The sequence below is a fragment of the Solimonas soli DSM 21787 genome (assembly GCF_000474945.1).
In the GTDB taxonomy this organism is placed as follows: Bacteria; Pseudomonadota; Gammaproteobacteria; order Nevskiales; family Nevskiaceae; genus Solimonas; species Solimonas soli.
The window spans coordinates 36,365-58,809 of the sequence record NZ_AXDW01000004.1 but is presented as its reverse complement, the minus strand read 5'-3'; the positions used below and the strand labels follow the sequence as shown (position 1 = coordinate 58,809).

The following is a 22,445-nucleotide window of genomic DNA, read 5'->3' as shown; positions in this document are numbered from 1 at the left end:
CGCGCCGCACTTGCCGTGCAACTGCTCGACACGCTGATCGGCCTGTTCACCGCCAACGGCTATCTCGCCGTGCTGCTGATGCTGCTCGCCTGCGGCTGCGGCCTGCCGGTGCCCGAGGACATCACGCTGGCGGCCGGCGGCATCATCGCCGGCGTCGGCGCCGCCAACGTGCATCTGATGTGCCTGGTCGGCATCGCCGGCGTGCTGTCGGGCGACGCGCTGATGTTCTGGGTCGGCCGCCACTTCGGCGAACGCGCACGGCAGCTGCGCTGGATCGCCTGGCTCGTCACGCCGCGCCGCTACCTGCGCATCGAACAGCTCTACCGGCTGCACGGCAACCGCCTGATGTTCATCGCCCGCTTCCTTCCCGGCCTGCGCACGCCGATCTACCTCACCGCCGGCATGACGCGCCGCGTGCCGTTCTGGCGCTTTCTCGCGCTCGACGGCCTCGCCGCGCTGATCAGCGTGCCGCTGTGGGTCTATCTCGGCTACTACGGCGCCGAGAACCACGACTGGCTGCTGCTCTGGCTCAAGCGCGGCAAGACCGTGCTGCTGGTCCTGGTCGCCCTGCTGCTCGTCGCCGCGCTGGTCTGGCTGCTGCGCCGTGACGCCCGGCATCGCACCGTGCAGGAGCGCCGCGAACTGCGCCGCCGGCGGCAGCGAGCCGGAAGCGGCCATCCGAAAAACGCCACACCGGAAACCGCGCCATGATTCCTGCTCCCAACGCCGCCGATGTCGCCGACTGCGTGCGCCGCGCCCTCGCCGAGGACATCGGCAGCGGCGACGTCACCGCGCGGCTGGTGCCGGCCGCACAGACCTCGGTCGCGCACGTCATCTCGCGCGAGGACGCCGTGATCTGCGGCCGGCCCTGGGTCGACGAAGTGTTCCGCCAGCTCGATCCGGCCATCGTCATCACCTGGCATGTCGGCGAAGGCGAGCGCGTGCGGGCCGACCAGCGCCTCTACACCCTGCGCGGCCCGGCGCGGCCGCTGCTGAGCGGCGAGCGGCCGGCGCTGAACTTCCTGCAGACGCTGTCCGGTACCGCGACCAGCGTGCGCCGCTACGTCGACGCCATCGCCGGCACCGGCTGCCGGATCGCCGACACGCGCAAGACCCTGCCCGGCCTGCGCAACGCGCAGAAATACGCCGTGCTCTGCGGCGGCGGCATCAACCACCGCATCGGCCTCTACGACGGCATCCTCATCAAGGAAAACCACGTCGCCGCCGCCGGCGGCATCCGCGCAGCGATCGCCAACGCGCGCGCCCTGGACGCCGGCGTGCCGCTGATGACCGAGGCCGAGGACTTCGACCAGGTGCGCGCGGCGCTGGACGCCGACGTCGACCTGCTGCTCGTCGACGACTTCACGCTGCCGCAGATCCGCGAGGCCGTCCAGCTCACGCGCGCGCACCGCGCGCGCGGCGGCAGGACCGTCATCGAATATTCCGGCGGCGCGACGCTCGAAAGCGTGCGCGAGATCGCCGAATGCGGCGTCGACCGCATCGCCATCGGCGCCATCACCAAGCACGTGCGCGCCGTCGATCTGTCGATGCGCTTCGAAAGCGACGAATAAGCTGCTGCGCTCGGCATCTTGCACGCGGGCGGTGCTCGCAATGCTCACGTACCGATGTACGTTGCGCTTGCCGTGCTCCGTCCTCGCACGAGCTGCCTTCGCTCGCGACGCTTCTTCGGCGCCTTCTACTTCGGCGAAAGAGTCAACAGCCTTTCGACAACCGGCGCGACCACGGTGCGATCGCCACTGGTCCGCCATTGCAGGCTGCCAGGTGCGCTGCTCGCGCTGAGCAAGCCCTCTCGATCGAGCACGCGCCGCGTCTGGCGCGCGACTGCGGCGCCGGTATCGATTAAGGTCGCGCCCGATCCCGCGACGTCGGCGATCAGCGGTCGCAGAAACGGATAGTGCGTGCAGCCGAGCACCAGAGTGTCGACGCCGTCGCGCAGCAGCGGCTCGACATAGCGCTCGACCAGCGCCCGCACGGCCGGCCCCTCCAGCTCGCCGCGCTCGACGTATTCGACGAGCCCCGGACAAGGCTGGGTGATGACGCGCACCTTGCCGCCGTGCTGCGCCTGCAGGCGCAGGAACTTGTCGCCGGCCAGCGCCGCGCCGGTGGCCAGCACGCCGACCACGCCGGACTTCGTCTGCGTCACGGCCGGCTTGATCGCCGGCTCGATGCCGACGAAGCTCAAGGGATAGGTCGCGCGCAGCTGCTCGACGGCGGCGATCGTCGCCGTGTTGCAGGCGACGACGATGAGCTTGGCGCCGGCGGCGATCAGCTCGTCGCTGATCGCGAAGGCGCGCGCCGCGATCTCGGCGGCCGGCTTGCCGCCGTAAGGGCAATGGCCGCTGTCGGCGTAGTAGATGAACGATTCGTGCGGCAGCTCGCGCCGCAGGTCGGCGAGCACCGAAAGACCGCCGACGCCGGAATCGAAGACGCCGATCGGCGCAGCCCCGCCCTCGTTCACGGCTCGCCGCCCGTCTCGGCGAGCACGGCCGCCGCTGCGTGCGCGGGCGTCTCGCCGCCCGCCGCCGCGTGGCGCGGCGCCTGGTCGCGCACCGTGTGCGGCGCGCGCAGGAAGCGTGTCACCAGCGCATTGAAGACCTCGGGCATTTCCGCCGGCAAGCCGTGATGCGCGCCGGCGATGATGCGCAAGCGGCCGCGCGGCAGCGCATGCGCAAAGCGCAAGGTCTCCTCGCGCGTGAAGTAGTCGTGCTCGGACGCGATGACCAGCACCGGCATGCGCAGCTGGCCGAGGCGCAGCATCACCGACCAGCGGCCGAGCGCGGCGAGCGCCGCGAGATAGGCATAGCGCGTGTTGCGCGCGCCGCGCGCGATGCTCTTCTCGCGCTCGGCGGCGTGCGCGTCGCCGGGATACATGCGCCAGGCGCCGATGCGCGCGAGACGCGCCGGGCCGAGCAGCCCCATCACCGCCCAGCGGTAGGAGAATTCCATCCAGTGCCGCAGCGTCTGCGGGCGGAACATCGGCATGCTGTTGGCGACGACGAGTTTCTGCACGCGGCCCTCGGTATCGAGGGCGAGCTGCTGGGCGACCGCGCCGCCCATCGAATGGCCGACGAGCGCGAAGCGCTCGACGCCGAGCTGCGCGAGCAGCGCGGTGACGTCGCGCGCCAGGCGGCGGATCGAGTACAGGCGACGTCCGGCGCCGCTCGCCCCGAAGCCGCGCAGATCGGGGGCGATGACGCGGTACTGCCGCGCGAAGTGCGCGATCTGGTGCTCCCAGTCGAGATGGCTGCCGCCGAGACCGTGGATCAGCAGCAGAGGCGGGCCGGCGCCCGCCTCCACGTAATGCATGTCGAAATCGTCGACGCGCAGCTTCGGCATCGCCGCGCGATCAGCGACCGCGTCCGCCCTGCTGCGGCGTGCAGAAGCACTGCGCGTACATGCCGCGCGGATCGTTGAACGAGGACAGCCAGTGCTCGATGTCGGTCTTCTCCAGCATCGTGCGCAGCCAGCTCGCGGTACGCGCCGGCATCCAGGCGTAGCGCGCCTCGCCGGAGAAGCGCGACAGCAGCTCGCTGGCGAAATCGCGCTCCGGCGTCATTTCCTCGAGCTCGTACTCGCCGTCCTCGATGCCGGCCAGCTTGGCCGCCGCGTCGGCGGCCTCGTCGAGTCCGCCGATCGCGTCGACCAGGCCCAGCTGCTTGGCCTTCTCGCCGCTCCACACGCGGCCGCGCGCGATCTCGTTGACCTTGTCGACCGGAATGTTGCGTGCCTTCGACACGCCGCCGATGAAATCGCGATAACCCTTGTCGATCTGCGCCTGGATGATGTGGCTCAGTTCCGCCGACATCGGCCGGTCGATGCGCAGCGTGCCGGCCAGCGGCGTGGTGCCGACGCCGTCGGTGTGCACGCCGAGCTTGGCGAGGCCGCGGTCGATGGTCGGAATCATGCCGAAGATGCCGATCGAGCCGGTCACCGTCGAGTCGTGCGCGAAGATCTGGTCGGCGTCCATCGATACCCAGTAGCCGCCGCTTGCCGCGACCGTCGACATCGACGCCACGACCGGCTTGCCGTCGGCCTTCAGCGCATCGACCGCGCGGCGGATCTGCTCGGAGGCCCACACGCTGCCGCCCGGCGAATTGACACGCAGCACGACGGCGGAGATGTCCTCGTCGCGGCGCGCGCGGTCGAGCAGATCGGCGATCGCGTCGCCGCCGGCCTGGCCCACTTCGCCGCTGCCGTCGACGATCTCGCCCTGCACGGCGACCATCGCGATCGTGTTCTTCGCGCTCTGCTTCTTCTTGGACGCTTCGTAGTCGATCGCCGCGAGATAGTCGAGATAGTGGATCTGGCGGAAGCTGCCGAGGTCGTCGTCCATGCCGACCTGCGCGCCCATGCGCTTGCGGAAGTCGCCGAGCGTCTCGACGCTGGTGACCAGGCCGGCGGCCTTGGCATAGGCGGCATTGTCGCCGCCGTGCGCCTCGAGGCCGGCGCCCAGCTTGCGCACGTAGTCGTCGGCAGCGGTTTCCGGCAGCTTGCGGCCTTCGCCGATGCCCTTGCCGTAGTCCTTCCACAGATCGCCGAGCCAGTCGACGTTGGCGGCGCGCGCGTCCGGCGACATGTCGTTGCGCGTGAACGGCTCGACCGCCGACTTGTACTCGCCGACGCGGAACACGTGCACGTCGACGCCGAGCTTGTCGAGGCCGTCCTTGAAGTAGTTGTTGTAGGTGCTGAAGCCTTCGATCGACAGGCTGCCCATCGGGTCCAGCACGATTTCGTCGGCCTGCGCCGCGGCGTAGTACGGCGCCTGCTCGTATGACGGCCCCCAGGCGATGATCTTCTTGCCGCTGGCGCGGAATTCCTTCATCGCCGCGACCAGTTCCTCGAGCTGCGGCAGTCCGGCGTCGCTCAGGCCATCGAGCTTGAGCACCGCGAACGGGATGCGCGGATCGTCCTTGGCGGCGTCCAGCGCGTCGATCAGATCGCGCAGCGAGGACTGCTGCGGCGGCTGACCGTTGAGGTTCTGCAGCAGGCGCTGGCCCGGGTCCTCGTCGATCTGCTCGACCAGCGCGCCGGTCGGCGCCAGCACCAGCGGCATGTTGTCTTCCACCTTGGCGCCGTGGCCGCTGCGCAGCGCGAACCATGCGATCGCCAGTGTGCCGAGCACGCTGACGATGATGATCAGCTTGAGCAGACCGCTGACCAGCATCCACAGGAAATGGAACAGGCGGCCAAGCACCGAACGGCCGCGCACCGGATTGTGAGTGTCACTCATGACTGCCTTGTCCTTCGACGCTTATGCCGCTTAGACCCGCTTCATCACCACCGAACCGGCCGAATAGCCGGCGCCGAACGCACAGAGCACGGCGACATCGCCGGGCGCCAGATCGGCGTGGTGCTTGTGAAATGCAATGACCGAGCCGGCCGAGCTGGTGTTCGCGTACTCGTCGAGAATCACCGGCGCTTCCTCGACCGACGGATCGCGGCCCAGGACCTTGCGCGCGATCAGCTCGTTCATGTTGAGATTGGCCTGATGCAGGAAGAAGCGGCGCACGTCGGCCGGCTCGATGCCGAGCGACGCCAGGTGCGCGCCGAGCAGATCGGAAACCATCGGCACGACTTCCTTGAACACCTTGCGACCTTCCTGGCGGAACAGCACGTCGTCCCAGGGACGCGGCGTGATCTCGCATTCGTTGAGGAAACCGAAGTTGTTGCGGATGTTGCTCGAGAATTGCGTCTGCAGCCTGGTGCCGAGCACCTCGAACTTGTCCTGCGACACGGCGCCGTCGAGCGGCTCGACGACCACGGCGGTGGCGGCGTCGCCGAAGATGAAGTGACAGTCGCGGTTGCGCCAGTTGAGGTGACCGCTGCAGACCTCGGGATTGACGACCAGCGCGGCGCGCGCGTTGCCGAGGCGCACCGCGTCGACCGCGGCCTGGATGCCGAAGGCGGCCGAGGCGCAGGCCACGTTCATGTCGTAGGCGTAGCCCTGGATGCCGAGCAGGTTCTGGATCTCGACCGCGAGCGCCGGATACGGACGCGGCATGTTCGAGCAGGCGGCGATGACGAAGTCGATGTCGGCCGCCGTGCGACCGGCCCGTTCGAGCGCCTGCCTGGCGGCGCTGACGCCCATTTCGGCGAGCAGCGAAGGCTCGTCGTTGCCGCGCGTGGCGATGCGCGGCCGCATGATGTCGACATCGAGCACGCCGCTCTTGTCGACCACGTAGCGCGCCTTGATGCCCGAAGCCTTGACGATGAACTCGCTGCTCGAAGGCTGCAGCGCTTCGGCACTGCCGGCGGCGATCGCCTCGGCGCGTTCGGCGTTCTTCTTCTCGACGTAGGCGTTGTAGCAGGCGACGAGTTCGTCGTTCGAGATCGACTGCGGCGGCGTATAGAGGCCGGTGCCGGTGATCGCGGCTTTGATCATGGGTTCGGGAAATCCAAAAAGGTCGTGCCCGATTCTACCCCACGATCCCGACGAAACTCTGAATGCGTCAGCGCGGCGATGACGCTCACTCCGCGGTGGTCCAGCCGGCCCGGGCGATCGCCAGATTCAGCGTGTCGCGCATCTCGTGCTCGTGGCGGACCGACAGGTGCGAGCCCTGGTACCACTGCACCGGCACGTTCCAGTGCCGGCCGAGCTCGAGCGCGTGCAGCGGCACGGCGATGCGGTCCGCCGTCGCACCGACCACGAACAGGCGCTCGCGCGCCACCAGCGGCGGCCGCGTCAGCGGCGACACCGGCCCGAGGATGTTGCGGTAGCGCGCCTCGTCGAGGCCGTTCTGCGCGTAGTAGGCGCGATGCGCCGGCGGCGCGACGCTCCACAGGGCGTGCGCGAGATCGATCACCGGGATGCCGGCGACGACGAAATCGAGCTCGCCGTCGTAGGCCGACAGCAGCGCCGCGTTGTAGCCGCCGAGCGAGATGCCGAACACGCCGACGCGCGCGCCCGGCTCGCTGGCACGCAGCCAGGCCAGCGTGCGGCGCAGATCCCAGAGCGCCTGCGACTCGGCGTAGACCAGATCCGACAGATCGCCGTCGAGGAAATGATCGCCGGAGCGCAGCCCGGCCTTGCGCGGACCGTGCAGCGGCAGCACCGGCTGGATGATGTTGAGGCCGAGCCTGTGGTGCAGCCAGCCCGGCGAGAACAGACTCATGTCGACCCACGGCGCGCCCATGCGGTAGCCGTGCACGCACATCAGCCAGGGGCGAGGCTTGCCGGCGTGGCGCAGGATGCGCACGTGGCACTCGGTGTTGTTGACATGGCTCTTCCACACCACGGCGTTCGGCAGGTCGCCGGGCGGCGCGTAGGCGCTGTCGAAGCGCAGCACCTCGTAGTCGTGGCCGTAGATGCGGCCGCGATCGATGTAGGTCTCCTCCGGCGCCGGCGGCGCAAGATGCATCGACTCCGGGTCGCGATCCCAGCCGCGCGCGCGGATCGCCTCCTCCATGCGCAGCGAATCCTCGCAGGTGCGCAGTGCCGCCTGCCCGCTCGGAATGCGCGCGGCGCCGACGAAGTAACCGAGCACGGCCTCGTCGATCGCGACCTTGATGTCCATGCGCGTCGACAGGTCGGGCGGCGTCGCGCCGAGATAGAGCGGCGAGCGCTGCACGGCGGCACGGCCGGAGGCCAGGAAGCTGCCGAACGAGAGCAGTGCGGTGAAGAATGCCGTGCCGAGATCGGCGACCCACCAGGCCGGCAGGGTGAACAGCATGCCGAGCAGGCCGCCGACCGCCATCAGGCTGATCGTGCGCGGATCGCCGGGCGTCATCAGCAGGCCGACGCCGGCGGCGAGCAGCAGCGCGCCGGGCAGCAGCGCCCACACCAGCCAGCCGAGTCCGTGGTGCGCGAGCAGCCAGTACAGGCCGGCGACGATCGGCACCCAGCTCAGCGCATCCCACTGCTTGGGCTTGGGATATTCCATGCGCTCCTCGTCAGGGCGATCCGCCCAGGGTTCGCTGCAGCAGCCAGCCGCCGACGGCCAGCGCCAGCAGCAGGGCGCCTTCGGCCGGCCAGCGCCAGGCGTAGTGCCGCCACTGCGCCCAGAAGGCGGCGGCCGACATCGCGGTCAGGACCGTGAACAGCACGGTGACCTGCAGCACGAGATGCCATTCGCCGCGCAGCCGCGGCAGCTCGTCGAGATGGACCAGGTACATCACGCAGACGGCGCCGAGCGTGACGGCGAAAGTCGCCGTCAGGCACAGCATCACGCCGTTGAAGAGATGGAGCGCTTTCATTGCCGCGCGAACTAGCTCGATTGCGGAAGGCGCCGGCGCACCGGCAGGGTCAGCAGCGGAAACAGCTCGCGCGCCACGCGCGGCTGCTTCAGCGCGGTACGGATCAGCAGATTGACGAAGCCCTTGACGATGCGGTCGCGGTTGCTGATCACGCTGCCCACCATCGGCACGCGGCGATTGTTGATGACGGTGACCTGGTCATCGGCCTCGGTGCCGAACTTGAAGCGCACCGTCAGCTGCACGTCGAGCGGATCCTTGGCGCGACGCCGCGCGCGGCGGCCGCCGGCATTCGCCTGCTCGTCTGCCCCGCCCTTGCCTTTGCGTATCATGCGCCGACCTTCTCAGCTGCGGTGTGCCTCTTCAAGCGGGAAAGCTAACACGATGACCGACCCTCTGATCGTCTTCGCGCACGGCAAGGAAAGCGGGCCGTGGGGCATCAAGATCCGGCACCTCGCCGCCACCGCCGAACGGCGCGGCTTCGCCGTCATCAGCCCGGATTATAGTCACACGCAGGACCCGCAGGCCCGCATCGCCCAGCTGCTCGATCTGCGTCCGCAGGCGCGACGCCTGGTGCTCGCCGGCTCGAGCATGGGCGGCTACGTGTCGGCGATGGCCTGCGCGGCGCTGCGGCCGCAGGCGCTGTTCCTCATGGCGCCCGCGCTCTACTTCCCCTACCCGGGCTGGGACGGCGAACCGCAGGATATTCCGCAGCGCTGCACCGTCGTGCACGGCTGGCACGACGACATCGTGCCGCTGGCGCAGGTGCAGCGCTTCGCGCAGAAGCACCGCGCGGCGCTGCACGTTCTCGATTCCGGCCACACCTTGAACGACCAGCTGCCGATGCTCGACCTGCTGCTCGACCGCCTGCTGGCCGACGTGCTCGCCGCATGACACGCGACACGGCACTGGCCGCGGCCTTCGCCGACGCGCGCTACGACTGCGAGCTCGGCGGGCAACGCTGGACGCGCCGCGTCGGCGCGATCGACGCCGCGGCCGATGCCGCGCTGCGCGCCGCCGGCTGCCGCGCGCACTGGCACATCGTCACGCCCTGCAATCCCGGCGCCCAGCGCCGGCCGGCGGCGCACAACGCGGCGCGCCTCGCCGCCTTCGTGCACGAACTGGACGCGGCCGGCTGGCGCCACGTGCCGAGCCTGAACCGCGGCGACGACGCGCAATGGGATGAAGCCGGCCGCTGCGTGTTCGATGCGCCCGAGGCGGCGATCGCAGCCCTCGCCCGGCGCTACGGCCAGCGGGCGCTGTTGCGCGGCGCGCTCGGCGCGGCGCCGCAGCTGGTCTGGCTCGGCGCCTGAAGCCGCCTCAGTCCGCCGCCTTGCGTTCGCTGTGGCCAAGATCGCGCCCGGGCGCGACGCGGTCGCGGATCGCCTGCTTGAGCGCCGGCAGATCGGCAAAGCCGCCGTCGCGCTTGCGATCGGCGAGCAGCTCGTCGTCGAGATACACGCGGAACACGCCGCTGTCGGCCGGCCGCAGCGCGACCTCGGCGAGTTCGTTCTCGAAAGTCGTCAACAATTCCTGCGCGGTCCAGGCGGCGCGCAGCAGCCAGCGGCAGCGCGGGCAGTATTCGATGACGACGCGCGCGCCGCGCCGGTGATCGATGCTCATGCCGCGCTGCCCTCGCGCCGCGGCCAGGGCCGGTAGGCCCGGAACGCGGGCGGCATGCGCTTCGGCCGGCCGCTCTTCATGTCGACGCAGACCCATTGCGTCTGGCCGCGCAGCACGGTCTTGCGGTCGGCCGCACGCACGATCTGGTAGCGACGCCACATGCTGAGGCGGAAGTCGTTCTCGTGCACCCAGGTCGCCAGCCACAGCGTGTCGCCGGCGAAGGTCGGCGCCAGGTAATCGAGTTCGTGGCGGCGCGCCACGCAACCGCTGCCGAGCTGTTCGTAGGACTCGAAATCGAGGCCGAGGCTGACCGAGTGCGACCAGGCGACACGCTCGAGCAGGGACAGATACACGACGTTGTTGGTGTGACCGAAGCGGTCGATGTCGGCCGCGCCGATCACGGCGATTTCGACGAACGGCCGTTCGACGTCCCAGACCGCATCGGCGGCGATCGTTTCGATGTCAGGGTTCATGCGCGGATGATGCGGCAGTCGCCGGCCCGCGACCAAGCGCGCGCGGAAACGCTTCGGCCGCATGGCCGCCTTCATCTTCAAACCGCACGCCGCATCCGCTAAACTGGCAATCCGTACTGATCTGGTCCCATTTAGGTTCCGCCCGTGCTGAAGCTGAGCAAACTCGCCGACTACGCCACCGTCCTGATGACGGCGGTGGCGCGCGAGCCCGGCCGCACGCACACCGGCCAGGAACTCGCCGAACGCACCCGGATTCCGTCGCCGACCGTCGCCAAGCTGCTGAAAGTGCTGACCAAGGACGGCCTGCTCGAATCGCTGCGCGGCGCCCACGGCGGCTATCGGCTGGGGCGCGCGGCGGAGCGCATCTCGATCGCCGACATCATCAAGGCGCTGGAAGGGCCGATCGCCGTCACCACCTGCTCGGCGCACGGCCCGGAGCCCTGCAGCATCGAGACCGACTGCGCGACGCGCGCCAACTGGCGGCTCATCAATACGGCCATTCGCGAAGCGCTGGAAGCCGTCACGCTCGCGCAGATGGCGCAGGGCGCGGCTACGCCCCCGCCGCGCCTCAGCCCTCGAGAATTCCCGCTGGTCCGGGCCTGACCGGGACCGGCCGAACCTACGGATAGCGACCTCATGGCAGCCAATCCCAGCGACACCTTGGTCCCCGCAAAGGAGATCGAAGCCCTCGTCCAGAACCGCAAGTACGAGGCCGGCTTCGTCACCGACATCGAGTCCGAGCGCGTGCCGCCCGGGCTCTCGGAAGACGTCATCCGCCTGATCTCGGCGAAGAAGCGCGAGCCGGACTGGCTGCTCGAGTTCCGCCTCAAGGCCTACCGGCGCTGGCTGACGATGGCCGAGCCGAAGTGGGCGCACGTGCACTATCCGAAGATCGACTTCCAGGCGATCTCCTACTACGCCGCGCCGAAGTCGATGGCCAACGCGCCGAAGTCGCTCGCCGAGGTCGACCCCAAGCTGATCGAGACCTACAACAAGCTCGGCATCCCGCTGCGTGAGCAGGAAATACTCGCCGGCGTGGTGCCGGACAAGCCTCAGGTCGCCGTCGACGTGGTGTTCGACTCGGTGTCGGTCGGCACCACCTTCAAGAAGAAGCTCGCCGAGGCGGGCGTGATCTTCTGTTCGATCTCCGAGGCGGTGCGCGAGCATCCGGAACTGGTGAAGCGCTATCTCGGCACCGTCGTGCCGGTCGGCGACAACTACTACGCGGCGCTCAACTCGGCGGTGTTCACCGACGGCTCCTTCGTGTTCGTGCCGAAGGGCGTGCGCTGTCCGATGGAACTGTCGACCTATTTCCGCATCAACGAGCGCAACACCGGCCAGTTCGAGCGCACCCTGATCGTCTGCGAGGACGACGCGCAGGTCTCCTATCTCGAAGGCTGCACCGCGCCGCAGCGCGACGAGAACCAGCTGCACGCGGCGGTCGTCGAACTGGTCGCGCTCGATCGCGCCGAGATCAAGTATTCGACGGTGCAGAACTGGTATCCGGGCGACGAGGAAGGCCGTGGCGGCATCTACAACTTCGTCACCAAGCGCGGCGACTGCCGCGGCCGCGCCAGCAAGATCTCGTGGACGCAGGTCGAGACCGGCTCGGCGATCACCTGGAAGTATCCGAGCTGCATCCTGCGCGGCGACGATTCGGTCGGCGAGTTCTATTCCGTCGCGCTGACCCATCATCGCCAGCAGGCCGACACCGGCACCAAGATGATCCATCTCGGTCGCAACACCCGCTCGACGATCGTCTCCAAGGGCATTTCCGCCGGCCACGCGCAGCAGGCCTACCGCGGCCTCGTGCGCATCAACGAACGCGCCGAAGGCGCGCGCAACCATACGCGGTGCGACAGCCTGCTGATCGGTTCCAACTGCGGCGCGCACACTTTTCCCTACACCGAGGTGCGCAACCCGAGCGCCGTCCTCGAACACGAGGCGACGACCTCGAAGATCGGCGACGACCAGCTCTTCTACTGCCGCTCGCGCGGCATCGGCGAGGAAGAGGCGGTGTCGATGATCGTCAACGGCTTCTGCAAGGACGTCTTCAAGGAACTGCCGATGGAGTTCGCGGTGGAAGCGCAGAAACTGCTGCAGGTGTCGCTGGAAGGCGCCGTGGGGTGAGCCGGAGTTGTCGACGATTGCCTTGAATGGCAATCGGCGCCGGCGAACGCCCGGTCATGGATGACCGGGCCGGGGCCGGATCAGGAACCGAAGTCGCGACATGGACGGCCTGCCGGCGCGAAAACAAACACCGCGGAAGGCGGGTTGCACCCGCCCCACGCATCAGCTGGAACGAGAGATGAGCCAGTTACTTCAAATCGAAAACCTGCACGCCGAAGTCGCGGGCAAGGAAATCCTCAAGGGCCTGAACCTCGCGGTGAACGCCGGCGAAGTGCACGCGATCATGGGCCCGAACGGCGCCGGCAAGTCGACCTTGTCGAAAGTGCTCGCCGGTGCCGAGGACTATGTCGTCACGTCCGGCGCGATCCGCTACCGGGGCAATGACATCGCCGCGCTGCCGGCCGAGCAGCGCGCCGCGCAGGGCATCTTCATGGGCTTCCAGTACCCGGTGGAGATTCCCGGCGTCAGCAACATGATCTTCCTCAAGGCGGCGGTCAACGCGCAGCGCAAGGAGCGCGGCGAGCCGGAACTGGCAGCCAACGATTTCCTCGCCTGGGTGCGCCACCGCGTCAAGCAGATGAAGATGGACCCGGCGATGCTGTCGCGCGGCGTCAACCAGGGCTTCTCCGGCGGCGAGAAGAAGCGCAACGAGATCCTGCAGATGCTGGTGCTCGAGCCGAAGCTGATGGTGCTCGACGAAACCGACTCCGGCCTCGACATCGACGCCCTGCGCATCGTCTCCGACGGCATCAACGCCATGCGCTCGCCGGAGCGCGCGACCATCCTCGTCACGCACTACCAGCGCCTGCTCGACTACGTGCAGCCGGACTTCGTGCACGTGCTCGCGGCTGGACGCATCGTCAGGAGCGGCGGTCCCGAACTGGCGCGCGAGCTCGAAGAGAAGGGCTACGGCTGGCTGCAGGCGGCGTGATGACGAAGGCAAGCGACAGCATTCACGCCTCGTATGGCGAGGCCTTCGCGCAGCTCGCCGGCTCGCTGTCCGGCATCGAGCGCAGCGCGCGCGCCGCGGCCTTCGACGCCTTCCTCGAATTCGGCCTGCCGGACGATTCGATCGAGCGCTGGCACTACACGAATCTCGCGGCCCTGCCCGCGCGGCCGGTGCGGCTCGCGGCGGCGGTCGACACGCCATACGGAAGCTGGCGACTCGCCGGCTGCGACGAGCACGTCTTCGTCAACGGCCGCCGCGTGGCCGGCGCCGACACGGTGGAAGACACGCTGCCGCTGCCCGACACGCATGCCGGTCTCGCCGGCCTGCATCGCGCCTTCGCGCAGCCCGGCCTGCAGCTCGTCGTCGCGCGCCGCGCGACGCTCGCGCAGCCGGTGCACCTGCTCACGGTATCGAACGCGCAGGACACCGGCGAGATGACGCATCTCGCGCATCGCGTCAAGCTGGAGCGCGGCGCGCAGGCGACCCTGATCGTGCAGAACGTCGGCCTGCCCGGCGCGGAACGCCTCGGCACGCAGAGCCTGGCGATCGAACTCGATGAGGGCGCGCGGCTGACGCTCGTCCGCGTGCAGGACGAAAGCCGCGCGACGACGCAGTGGCTGCACTGCGCCGCCACGGTCGGCCGCGACGCGCGCCTTTCGCTGGTCAACGTCGATCTCGGCGGCCAGCTGATCCGCAACGACTGGCGCGTACGCCTCGACGCGCCGGGCGCCTACGCCGAGCTGGCCGGGCTGTTCGCCTCGGAGCAGAAGGTCCATCTCGACAACCAGTACGAGATCGACCACGCCACCACGCACGGCACCAGCCGGCAGTTCTTCCGCGGCCTCGGCTTCGGGCCGAGCCGGTCGGTGCTCAACGGTCGCGTCGTCATGCAGCGCGGCGCGCAGAAGAGCGACTCGGAACAGAGCATCGCCAGCCTGATGCTGGCCAAGGGCGCCGAAATCGACGCCAAGCCCGAACTCGAAATCTATGCCGACGACGTCAAGGCCGCGCACGGCGTCAGCTGCGGCCAGCTCGATCCGGCCGCGGTGTTCTACCTGCGCGCGCGCGGCGTGTCGGAAGCCACGGCGCGCGCGCTGCTCACCTACAGCTTCGCCAACGACGTGATCGAGAAGATTCCCCACGCCGGCCTGCGCACGCGCGTCGCGCAGCGCATCACCGCCGCGCTCGGCGCCGACCTGGACCTCGACGCCTTGCGCGTTCCGCCCGGCGCAGTCGAAGCAGAAGGAGAACCGGCATGAGCGCCGTCGCGTCCGCGGCGAAGCCGCTCGATCTCGCGGCGATCCGCGCGCAGTTCCCCATCCTGCAGGAGAAGGTGCGCGGCAAGCGCCTCGCCTATCTCGACAACGCGGCGACCACACAGAAGCCCGAAGCGATGCTGCGGGCCATCGACTACTACTACCGCCACCAGAACGCCAACGTGCACCGCGCCGTGCACGAGCTCGCCGAGCGCGCGACCACCGCCTACGAGGGTGCGCGCGATCGCATCGCCGCCTTCATCAAGGCGAGCCGCGAGGAAATCGTCTTCACGCGCGGCACGACGGAGAGCATCAATCTGGTCGCGCGCAGCTTCCTGCAGCCGCGCCTGCAGCCCGGCGACGAGGTGCTCGTCACCGGCATGGAACATCATTCCGACATCGTGCCCTGGCAGCTCGCCGGCGCGAAAACCGTCGCGGCGCCGGTGCTCGACGACGGCTCGCTCGATCTCGACGCCTGGAAGAAACTGCTGGGCCCGCGCACGAAGCTGGTCGCCGTCGCGCAGGTCTCGAATTCGCTGGGCACGATCAATCCGGTCGCCGACATCATTCGTGAGGCGCATGCGCGCGGCATTCCGGTGCTGGTCGATGGCGCGCAGGGCATCGCCCATCTGCCGGTCGATGTGAAGGCGCTCGACGTCGACTTCTACGCGTTCTCGGCGCACAAGCTCTACGGGCCGACCGGCTTCGGCGCACTGTACGCCAAGCGCGCGCATCTCGAAGCGATGCCGCCCTGGCAGGGCGGCGGCGACATGATCCGCACCGTCGCGTTTTCCGGCAGCACCTGGAACGAGGTGCCGTACAAGTTCGAAGCGGGCACGCCGGACATGGCGGGCGCGATCGGCTGCGCCGCGGCGATCGACTGGCTGGACGATATCGGCCTCGACGCGGTCGCCGCGCACGAGCATGCGCTGCTCGAATACGGCACGCGGCGCCTCGCCGAAGTGCCGGGCCTGCGCATCATCGGCACCGCGCCGCACAAGGCCGGCATCCTGTCGTTCGTGATGGACAAGGCGCATCCGCAGGACATCGGCTCGGTCCTCGACATGGAAGGCGTCGCGATCCGCACCGGCCATCACTGCACGATGCCGCTGATGGAGCGCTTCCAGGTGCCGGCGACGGCGCGCGCCTCGCTGGCGGTCTACAACGGCGAGGACGACATCGACCAGCTGCTCGCGGCACTGCAGAAAGTCGCACGGCTGTTCGCGTAATGGCGGAGGCCTAGCAGCTCCCTTTGCAGCTACGCCAACAGGTCGTCCAGAAATTCCGACGCCGGACCGACGCCGCTGACGAACAGGCGATCACGTGCGCGGGTACAAGCGACGTAGAGCAAATGACGCTCAGTGCTGTAAACCTCTTCGAGGTCGGCCTCATCACCGATGCCGTCGATGCGACTTTGAAGCGGAATCACCTCATCGTCGCACGCCAGGACCGCGACGCCGCGGAATTCGAGCCCTTTGGCGAGGTGCATCGTGCCGATGGAGACATGGCCAGCAATCGTCTCGACGCCATCATCCAGGACCTTGTATGGAAGACCGGCGGCCGCAACCGCTGCGATGGCGCGTGATAGTTCAGCGCCTGAGCGCACGAATGCCCCTAGCTCATGAGGCAGGTAGCCCTCGGCCTGACGCTCTTTGATCCACGCAGAAGCCGCCGCCGCTTCCGCTGACACGGAATCGAAAGTGCCAACCTCCGGCACCGGTCCGTTAAAGACCGAGATCGTGCCTTTGCGCTCTTCTGTGTTGCCATCGACATCCGAAATCTCTGGGCCGAGCAGCCGATCCGCCTGTGCCCTGATCTGATGGGAAGTCCGGTAGTTGATGTGCAAAGTCCGCGACCGCCCCCGAATATCCACACCCAGCGCCTTCCATGAGAACGGCTGCTGGAAGATTCGCTGACCAAGGTCGCCGGCGAAGAACAGACTGTTGGGACCGCCTTCACAGAGCGCGGCGAGGAAGCGTAGCTGAGCAACGCCAAGGTCCTGCGCCTCATCAACAACGATGAAATCGAATGGCCTTTGCGCAAGCCCTTTCAGCTTTTCAGCCAAAGCGGTGAACATGCCTGATCGAGTCGTGTATCCATCCGCTGCCAATTGCTTGCGCACGGCGCCAAACAGCGTCCATAAGGTGTTGCGCTGCGCCTCCGACAGCCTCGTCTTGCGCCCCAGGCGCTTGATGTCACGGTACGCCTCCCAACTGTCGAGCTGCCATGCATCAACCAGATCGGTCCATTCCGACAGCAAGAAACCGATTGTGAACTTGCCCGAATCACCAGCAGCCATCGCCGCCTGCATGCCGCTTTTGACCACGCCTTCATCAGCCAACTTCAGCTTGCCAATATGCTTCTCGAATAGCCGCGATGCGATGGCATCGATCGAATGGACATCAATCCTTTCGCCAAGCCGCGGCTCGCTGCCGATCAGGCGACGGAGCTTGGTCCTCAGCGCATTCGCAAGAGTCTCCGAAAACGTCGTCAACAGCACCCGACATTCCGGCTGACTGCGCGCAAGGAACACGGCGCGATGCAGAGCGACAATGGTCTTGCCCGTGCCAGCCGACCCGGCGATGCGGGCCGGGCCAGTGTATTCCCGCTCCACCCATTGCCGCTGCGCAGGATGCAGGAAGGTAGTCCACTTCTCCCAGGGGAAGGCCAGAGCGCGTTCCAGCTCTTCCACGTCCTTCATCACGCGGAAGCGACGTTGCGCGTCCGGATGCTCGAATGGATCGGCGACCTTTGCCGTCGCGACCTTAGGCATACCACCGACTGCCAGCTCAAGGAGCGCTTCGGCCGCCTCCCCCGGCAGATGATCCGCCAGCATCAGAAGGCTATCCTCGTCAGCCGCGCGAACATCCGGAAGCCATTCCTCTGGAACACCATAAGAGAGAAGTTCCGCATCCGTTCGATTCGCAAACAGCGGTGGCTTAGTCGCCGTTACGGCACGCGTCGGCGCAGGCTCGTGAATCTCCACATACTTCGGAATGACGACTTCCTGCACACGCTCCCGAATCTCGACCAGCTGCGCAGCGCCGGTCGCAGGATGTGTCTCCAGCTTCCTGCGTTCGGCCCATTGATAAGCCTTGTCGTGGTGGTCGACGTAGCAGAGCAGCAGGCTGGAATCCGTTTTATGAACAATGATCCGGATGTCGCTGCTGACGCGGACAGACCAGAAGTTCTTGTCCTTGGCGCGATCGAGCTTGTGGAAGCTCATCCCTGGCTGGGCCGGATCTATCTGCAGGTCGAATGCGGTGGTTTTAACCGCTTTCTGTTCCTCGCCAGTCAGGCGCGCGAGGCTGCCGGTAAAGGTGTCGGCAATGCGGAAGTTCACGGTAGTGGCTATCGGTTGCGCTCAGCCTGTGCCAGAACAAAGCTCGCACGTTCTACGCGCAGCATCTCGAAAGGATTCATGAACCGGACTCCCATCCCCACGCAGGCATTGGGAATCATGACCCGACGAACCGCATTGGCCTGCGGACGCTCGTGCGTCACGACAGTGTGACTGTGAGCGTGAGCTGTAGCCACGAGGAAGTAGTCGGCCACCTGGAGAAAGGTGTTGACTGCTGCGGGTTCGTAGCCTTGCTGTAGAACCCATTGCGAAACAGCGACCATCGACTGCAGGCTTGCAGCGTCCGGCTCCAGAAAGAACCGGGTGTCTCGCTCTCCCGCCCAGTCGGCAAGACGGTCATTGCCCGCTTGCAGCTCGCGCCCGACCTGCGCAACGCTCAGCACCGATCCTTGCCCCGCTCGGACCTCAACCCATTCCCAGAAACCGGGGCAGATGTCGAACCCGTAGTGAAACCGGTTGGCTTGAATGAAGACGTTGGCGTCGAGCAGGTAGGCCATCAGATCAGAACTCCTACGCTGCGACCCAGCTCGTGAAGCGTCTCCACCTTGGCGACGCCCACCATGCGCATGGCATCGCGGTACAGCGTCCGTCCCTCAAGCGCGCTCTCGACCAGCGCCCGCGCGAATCGCTTGCTGACACGCGCAGCCTGCGAAAGGTAGAAGTTCCCGCCCGAACCGGCACCCTGCAGAGCGAGCAGGCGTTCAACTTCGGCCTGATAGATCGGCCAGAAATCCTCTCGACGAATCACGCCGACATCCAGCAGGCGACGCAATACGACAAGAGTGCTGACCTTGAAAGTCCGCGCGAGCCGCTTGGTTCGCTGGCCCAACTCCTCATCTGCGTGCAGTTCGCCCCGCAGCGAGTCCAGCGGCACCAGCAACTCCGCCGCGACGCGGTTACACCAGCTTTCAAGCTCGTTCGTATCGTCACCGGAAACGTCGGCATTGGATAGGGCCGTCTGACCCACCCACAGATGCGCAATTTCATGCGCAAGCGTGAACATCTGCGCAGACTTGGTATCGCTGCCATTGATGAACACCAGCGGCGCCAGGCGGTCAGAAAGCGCAAACCCTCGGAACTCGGACGGATCGAGCGATCGGCGATTGTTACTGCCCACAACTCCGCTGCACATGACCATCACCCCCGCGGAATCCGCCTGGCTGATGAATTGCCGCAGTGCATCCTCCCAAGTCGCACAACTGCGCCGCGCAGCCAGATCGAAACCGAGCCACTGGCGGATTCTCGTCGCAGCCTGTTCGATCGGTGTGTCCAGACGCATGGAGCCGACGAAGTCCGCCGGCTGCAGGCCTTGCTCCTGGGCGTACTCGCGATACCACTCCTGGCGCTGCTGGCACAAATAGACCGTGTCCAGCAGGTTCGGGCTGGGGCGCCGGACCCCGCGATCCGCGAAGGTCCGAAAATCCGGTATGGGGACGGATTCGACGATGGGCTCGAGAAGAAACAAATAGCCGATGGGCGTGTAAGTCGCGCGCGCATACTGTTCCAGCTGCTTCAGGGTTGGCTGCCGCGCCTGTTGTTCCCATTCCGGCAGTTTCGGAAACTGGATCATCAGGTCAGCCATGTCCCTGCCGGAGCGTTCGCGCGCCCAGCGCAACATCATGGGATTGACAGAAACACGAGTCATCAAGCGCTGATCTCTCAGGACCGTCGCATCATGCCACTCTGAACACCTTCATGACCTCATCCCCGAGATGATTGATAACCTTGACTGCGATCCGCCCGCTCTTCGGCTTATCAAATGGCCGTGAGGTATCGCTGTTGAGCGTGGCCCAGGCGTCTTCGTTGATTTCGGCCTTCAGGGTGGTCTTCAGCGATTTGTAGGGGTCGTTGGCGCCGAGAAAGTAGGCGTGGCGGACGAAGAAGCTTTCTTCGTTGTAGTCGGTATCGATGAACCAGCAGGCGATACCGTCGGCGCCGTCGCTGCGGACTTCGCCGGTCTGGGGATGGAAGACATCCACACCGTTGACCTTGACGCGAATCTGGTCCTTCTCTGCCGGCAGGATGTCGATGTCCGGCTCGCCGAAGATCACGAATAGGTTGCCCTTGCCGGTGTTCTTGAGGTCTTCGGCCATGTGCAGGTCGGCGTTCATGCGCGCTTTGAGCACGAGGATGCGGCCGAGCTTTTCGAATTCCGTGGAATGGGCATCGTAAGAGAAGGCGCAGGCGATCAGCACGTCGAAGCCGGCGTCGGCGGCTTCGCGGGCGGCCGCGACGAGGTCCGGGCGTGAGACGGTGCCGAACTCGGGACCGATGAAGATGGCGGCGCGCTTTTCGGTTTCGCCTTCCTGATAGCGCGCATCGGCACAGATCAGGTCACCGGGCCAGGGCGTGAGGCTGGTGAAGCTGATGCGATTTTCTTTGTGCGCCTGCTGCACGCCCGCAGTCTTGAGGTTGTCGAGGATGATGGAGACGAAGTCGCGGGGCTTGCCGTAGTCCGGTTCTGGCTCGGCGAGCTTGTCGATCAGGTTGTCGTTCTCATCGACGGCCAGCACGCGGTGCGGCGACAGGCTTTCCACGGTGAACGGGCCGGCGACGCGGACGCGCTTCTTGTCCTCGTAGGGCTTGTCGTAGAGATATTCGGAATCCGCCTTGGCAGCGATGGAGGCGTCGATCTCTTTCTGGCGGGCAATGCGCTGCTGCCACCAGTCGGCGTGCGCCTTCTTGGCGGCGTCCGGCCACTTGGCGTCGGTCTCGCGCGGAATCTCCCATTCCTCCCACTTCTTGCCGAGCGCTGCAGTCAGCGAGGCGCGCAGCGGTTCCAGCACTTTCTGGAACTTGTCCCAGATCACGTCGATCTCAGCGTTGTTTGCGATGGACTTGAGCGTGATGTGCGGTACGCGCTCGTAGACGAAGCCTTGCCGCACGCTGCCGCGCGTGGGCTTGGCGGCCGGCGCGGTGCGGGTGATTTCCGCCTCCTTCAACTGTCCTTCCGGACTGTCGGCCAGCAGGTAGTAGGGATAGCGCGCGCCCATGATGCGGGCGCGGGCCAGCGCGAGCGCGACGCGCGAGGTGTCGATGGTGATCCAGCGGCGTCCCCATTGTTCGGCGACGTAGGCGGTGGTGCCGGAACCGCAGGTGGGGTCGAGCACTAAGTCGCCGGGATCGGTTGCCATCAGAATGCAACGCTGAACTACAAACTCATTCGTTTCGACTACGTATCGCTGATCGCGAGCGCCGGTGGTATCCGTCCAAGTGAGATTTAGTTTCGTAGTGTTGTCATCAGACAGCTTCATTACGTAGCGAAGATAGTTGCCCTCGATCTCAAAACGATCAGCCTTTGCCACTCGTTCCAACTTCTCCATTCCCGATGGATAACACTGACCGGGAGCGGGAGGCCAAGTCCTACCTTGGAAAGGTAGGCCGTATACATCTTTTGCACTAAAAGACGGAGGCCACATCGAAACCAATCGCAAAGGGTCGCCGGCAGGGTTCTGCTCTAGCTCGCTTTTGGAGAATTTCTTTCGAGTTGTTCCGTCAACTTGACGCCAATTCCAATGAAAATCGCCTTGAATATCGATTTCCTTGAATAGCCGCCTGAACTTGGTGTTTTTGGTGTTCTTCCCGAACCAGACGATGTAGTCCCCCATCCGCTCCAGATAGGTTGCTCCGAGGGGCATCGTCTTCTTGCGGAACCAGATTAAGCCGATGAAGTTGTCTTCCCCAAACACCTCATCCATAACCGCCCGCACACGGTGTACGTTCTCATCCCCGATCTGCACAAAGATCGAGCCTGAGTCCGTCAACAAATCCCGCGCCACCGTCAGCCGGTCGCGAAGGTAGGTCAGGTAGGAATGAATGCCGTCGCGCCAGGTGTCGCGGAAGGCCTTGACCTGTTCCGGCTCGCGCGTGATGTGCTCGGCGCTGCCATCCTTCACATCGCGGCTGGTCGTCGACCACTGAAAGTTGCTGTTGAATTTGATTCCGTAGGGCGGATCGAAGTAGATGCACTGCACTTGTCCGCGCAGGCCCTCGCGCTCGGCCAGTGAGGCCATCACCTGCAGGCTGTCGCCGAGGATCATGCGATTCGACCAGTGCGCATCGTGCTGGTAGAAGTCGGTCTTCGCGCCATCCGGCACGCCGTTGAAGTCTGCGAACAGGTCCGCCATGCCGCCGGCCTGCTGCTGCGCGCCCGCTTCGCTCTGCTTGCGCAGATCGTCGATCAGCGCCTTGGGATGCACCTTCTCTTGGATATACAGCGGCGGTGCATGTACGACGAGATCGGACCAATCCTGTTCGTCCTTGCCGCGCCAGACCAATTGCGGATCAAGGTCTTTGTTGCGGCGCTCGTAGGCGACGCGGATGGGCGTCTTGGTCTTTTCATCCATCACCGACTGGTGTTCGGCGGTGGGGATGTTCTTGCGCGTGGCGTCCTCGTGCTTGAGGGCTTCCACCTTGAGCGGTGCTTTTTCTTTTTTTGCCAT

At 66.5% G+C, this 22,445-nt stretch carries 22 protein-coding genes; 9 read left to right on the top strand and 13 right to left on the bottom strand.

The window, feature by feature from the left end:
- The first annotated feature begins 15 nt into the window (after positions 1–15).
- Both K344_RS19850 and nadC read left to right on the top strand, forming a co-directional pair.
- Positions 16–711, top strand: coding sequence for a DedA family protein (locus K344_RS19850; protein WP_051361817.1), 696 nt, complete (start codon positions 16–18; stop codon positions 709–711).
- Complete coding sequence (nadC, locus tag K344_RS0102950) at positions 708–1,571, top strand: carboxylating nicotinate-nucleotide diphosphorylase (protein WP_028079425.1); 864 nt, start codon at positions 708–710, stop codon at positions 1,569–1,571. Before K344_RS19850 ends, nadC begins: the two co-directional genes overlap by 4 nt.
- Before the next feature lie 125 nt (positions 1,572–1,696).
- Here the strand turns inward: nadC and murI are convergent, their stop codons facing one another.
- The 7 genes from murI to K344_RS0102915 form a co-directional block, all read right to left on the bottom strand.
- Positions 1,697–2,479: a glutamate racemase gene (murI, locus tag K344_RS0102945; protein ID WP_028079424.1), complete on the bottom strand. Its 783-nt coding sequence runs from the start codon at positions 2,477–2,479 to the stop codon at positions 1,697–1,699.
- Positions 2,476–3,357, bottom strand: a complete 882-nt coding sequence (locus tag K344_RS19845; RefSeq protein WP_051361816.1) for an alpha/beta fold hydrolase — start codon at positions 3,355–3,357, stop codon at positions 2,476–2,478. Before K344_RS19845 ends, murI begins: the two co-directional genes overlap by 4 nt.
- A 10-nt stretch (positions 3,358–3,367) precedes the next feature.
- Positions 3,368–5,251 carry a signal peptide peptidase SppA gene (sppA, locus tag K344_RS0102935; protein WP_028079423.1) on the bottom strand — a complete coding sequence of 628 codons (1,884 nt, stop codon included), beginning with the start codon at positions 5,249–5,251 and terminating at the stop codon, positions 3,368–3,370.
- Between the two features lie 30 nt (positions 5,252–5,281).
- A complete protein-coding gene (locus tag K344_RS0102930) occupies positions 5,282–6,403 on the bottom strand; it encodes a beta-ketoacyl-ACP synthase III (protein ID WP_028079422.1) in 1,122 nt (373 codons plus the stop codon).
- 85 nt (positions 6,404–6,488) lie between these two features.
- Complete coding sequence (locus K344_RS0102925; protein WP_028079421.1) at positions 6,489–7,901, bottom strand: alpha/beta hydrolase family protein; 1,413 nt, start codon at positions 7,899–7,901, stop codon at positions 6,489–6,491.
- Positions 7,902–7,911: 10 nt separating this feature from the next.
- Positions 7,912–8,214, bottom strand: coding sequence for a hypothetical protein (locus K344_RS0102920; RefSeq protein WP_028079420.1), 303 nt, complete (start codon positions 8,212–8,214; stop codon positions 7,912–7,914).
- 11 nt (positions 8,215–8,225) lie between these two features.
- Positions 8,226–8,543: a hypothetical protein gene (locus K344_RS0102915; RefSeq protein WP_028079419.1), complete on the bottom strand. Its 318-nt coding sequence runs from the start codon at positions 8,541–8,543 to the stop codon at positions 8,226–8,228.
- A gap of 52 nt (positions 8,544–8,595) precedes the next feature.
- On the opposite strand from K344_RS0102915, the gene K344_RS0102910 reads away from it, so the two are divergent.
- A complete protein-coding gene (locus K344_RS0102910) occupies positions 8,596–9,105 on the top strand; it encodes an alpha/beta fold hydrolase (protein ID WP_028079418.1) in 510 nt (169 codons plus the stop codon).
- Positions 9,102–9,524: a DUF3293 domain-containing protein gene (locus tag K344_RS22730; protein WP_051361815.1), complete on the top strand. Its 423-nt coding sequence runs from the start codon at positions 9,102–9,104 to the stop codon at positions 9,522–9,524. The genes K344_RS0102910 and K344_RS22730 overlap by 4 nt, the downstream gene beginning before the upstream one ends.
- A 7-nt stretch (positions 9,525–9,531) precedes the next feature.
- Here the strand turns inward: K344_RS22730 and K344_RS0102900 are convergent, their stop codons facing one another.
- Together K344_RS0102900 and K344_RS0102895 are read right to left on the bottom strand one after the other, a co-directional pair.
- On the bottom strand, positions 9,532–9,834 hold the full coding sequence (locus K344_RS0102900) for an Rdx family protein (protein WP_028079417.1): 303 nt from the start codon (positions 9,832–9,834) through the stop codon (positions 9,532–9,534).
- Complete coding sequence (locus K344_RS0102895; protein WP_051361884.1) at positions 9,831–10,307, bottom strand: acyl-CoA thioesterase; 477 nt, start codon at positions 10,305–10,307, stop codon at positions 9,831–9,833. Before K344_RS0102895 ends, K344_RS0102900 begins: the two co-directional genes overlap by 4 nt.
- 144 nt (positions 10,308–10,451) lie before the next feature.
- Here K344_RS0102895 and K344_RS0102890 point away from each other — a divergent pair, with 144 nt between their 5' ends.
- The 5 genes from K344_RS0102890 to K344_RS0102870 all read left to right on the top strand — a co-directional run bounded on the left by K344_RS0102890 (position 10,452) and on the right by K344_RS0102870 (position 15,871).
- Entirely contained in the window at positions 10,452–10,910 is a 459-nt protein-coding gene (locus K344_RS0102890; protein ID WP_028079415.1) for an SUF system Fe-S cluster assembly regulator, read from the top strand.
- Between the two features lie 33 nt (positions 10,911–10,943).
- On the top strand, positions 10,944–12,437 hold the full coding sequence (gene sufB, locus K344_RS0102885) for a Fe-S cluster assembly protein SufB (RefSeq protein WP_028079414.1): 1,494 nt from the start codon (positions 10,944–10,946) through the stop codon (positions 12,435–12,437).
- A gap of 178 nt (positions 12,438–12,615) precedes the next feature.
- Positions 12,616–13,368 carry a Fe-S cluster assembly ATPase SufC gene (gene sufC, locus K344_RS0102880; RefSeq protein ID WP_028079413.1) on the top strand — a complete coding sequence of 251 codons (753 nt, stop codon included), beginning with the start codon at positions 12,616–12,618 and terminating at the stop codon, positions 13,366–13,368.
- Complete coding sequence (locus K344_RS19835) at positions 13,368–14,645, top strand: SufB/SufD family protein (RefSeq protein ID WP_043113663.1); 1,278 nt, start codon at positions 13,368–13,370, stop codon at positions 14,643–14,645. Before sufC ends, K344_RS19835 begins: the two co-directional genes overlap by 1 nt.
- On the top strand, positions 14,642–15,871 hold the full coding sequence (locus K344_RS0102870; protein ID WP_028079412.1) for a SufS family cysteine desulfurase: 1,230 nt from the start codon (positions 14,642–14,644) through the stop codon (positions 15,869–15,871). Before K344_RS19835 ends, K344_RS0102870 begins: the two co-directional genes overlap by 4 nt.
- Before the next feature lie 29 nt (positions 15,872–15,900).
- On the opposite strand, the gene K344_RS0102865 is transcribed toward K344_RS0102870, so the two are convergent.
- The 4 genes from K344_RS0102865 to K344_RS0102850 form a co-directional block, all read right to left on the bottom strand.
- Entirely contained in the window at positions 15,901–17,985 is a 2,085-nt protein-coding gene (locus K344_RS0102865) for a UvrD-helicase domain-containing protein (RefSeq protein ID WP_028079411.1), read from the bottom strand.
- 8 nt (positions 17,986–17,993) lie between these two features.
- Positions 17,994–18,500 carry a DUF4411 family protein gene (locus K344_RS0102860; RefSeq protein ID WP_028079410.1) on the bottom strand — a complete coding sequence of 169 codons (507 nt, stop codon included), beginning with the start codon at positions 18,498–18,500 and terminating at the stop codon, positions 17,994–17,996.
- Entirely contained in the window at positions 18,500–19,585 is a 1,086-nt protein-coding gene (locus K344_RS0102855; protein WP_211234460.1) for an ImmA/IrrE family metallo-endopeptidase, read from the bottom strand. The genes K344_RS0102860 and K344_RS0102855 overlap by 1 nt, the downstream gene beginning before the upstream one ends.
- Positions 19,586–19,676: 91 nt before the next feature.
- A complete protein-coding gene (locus tag K344_RS0102850) occupies positions 19,677–22,445 on the bottom strand; it encodes a site-specific DNA-methyltransferase (RefSeq protein ID WP_028079408.1) in 2,769 nt (922 codons plus the stop codon).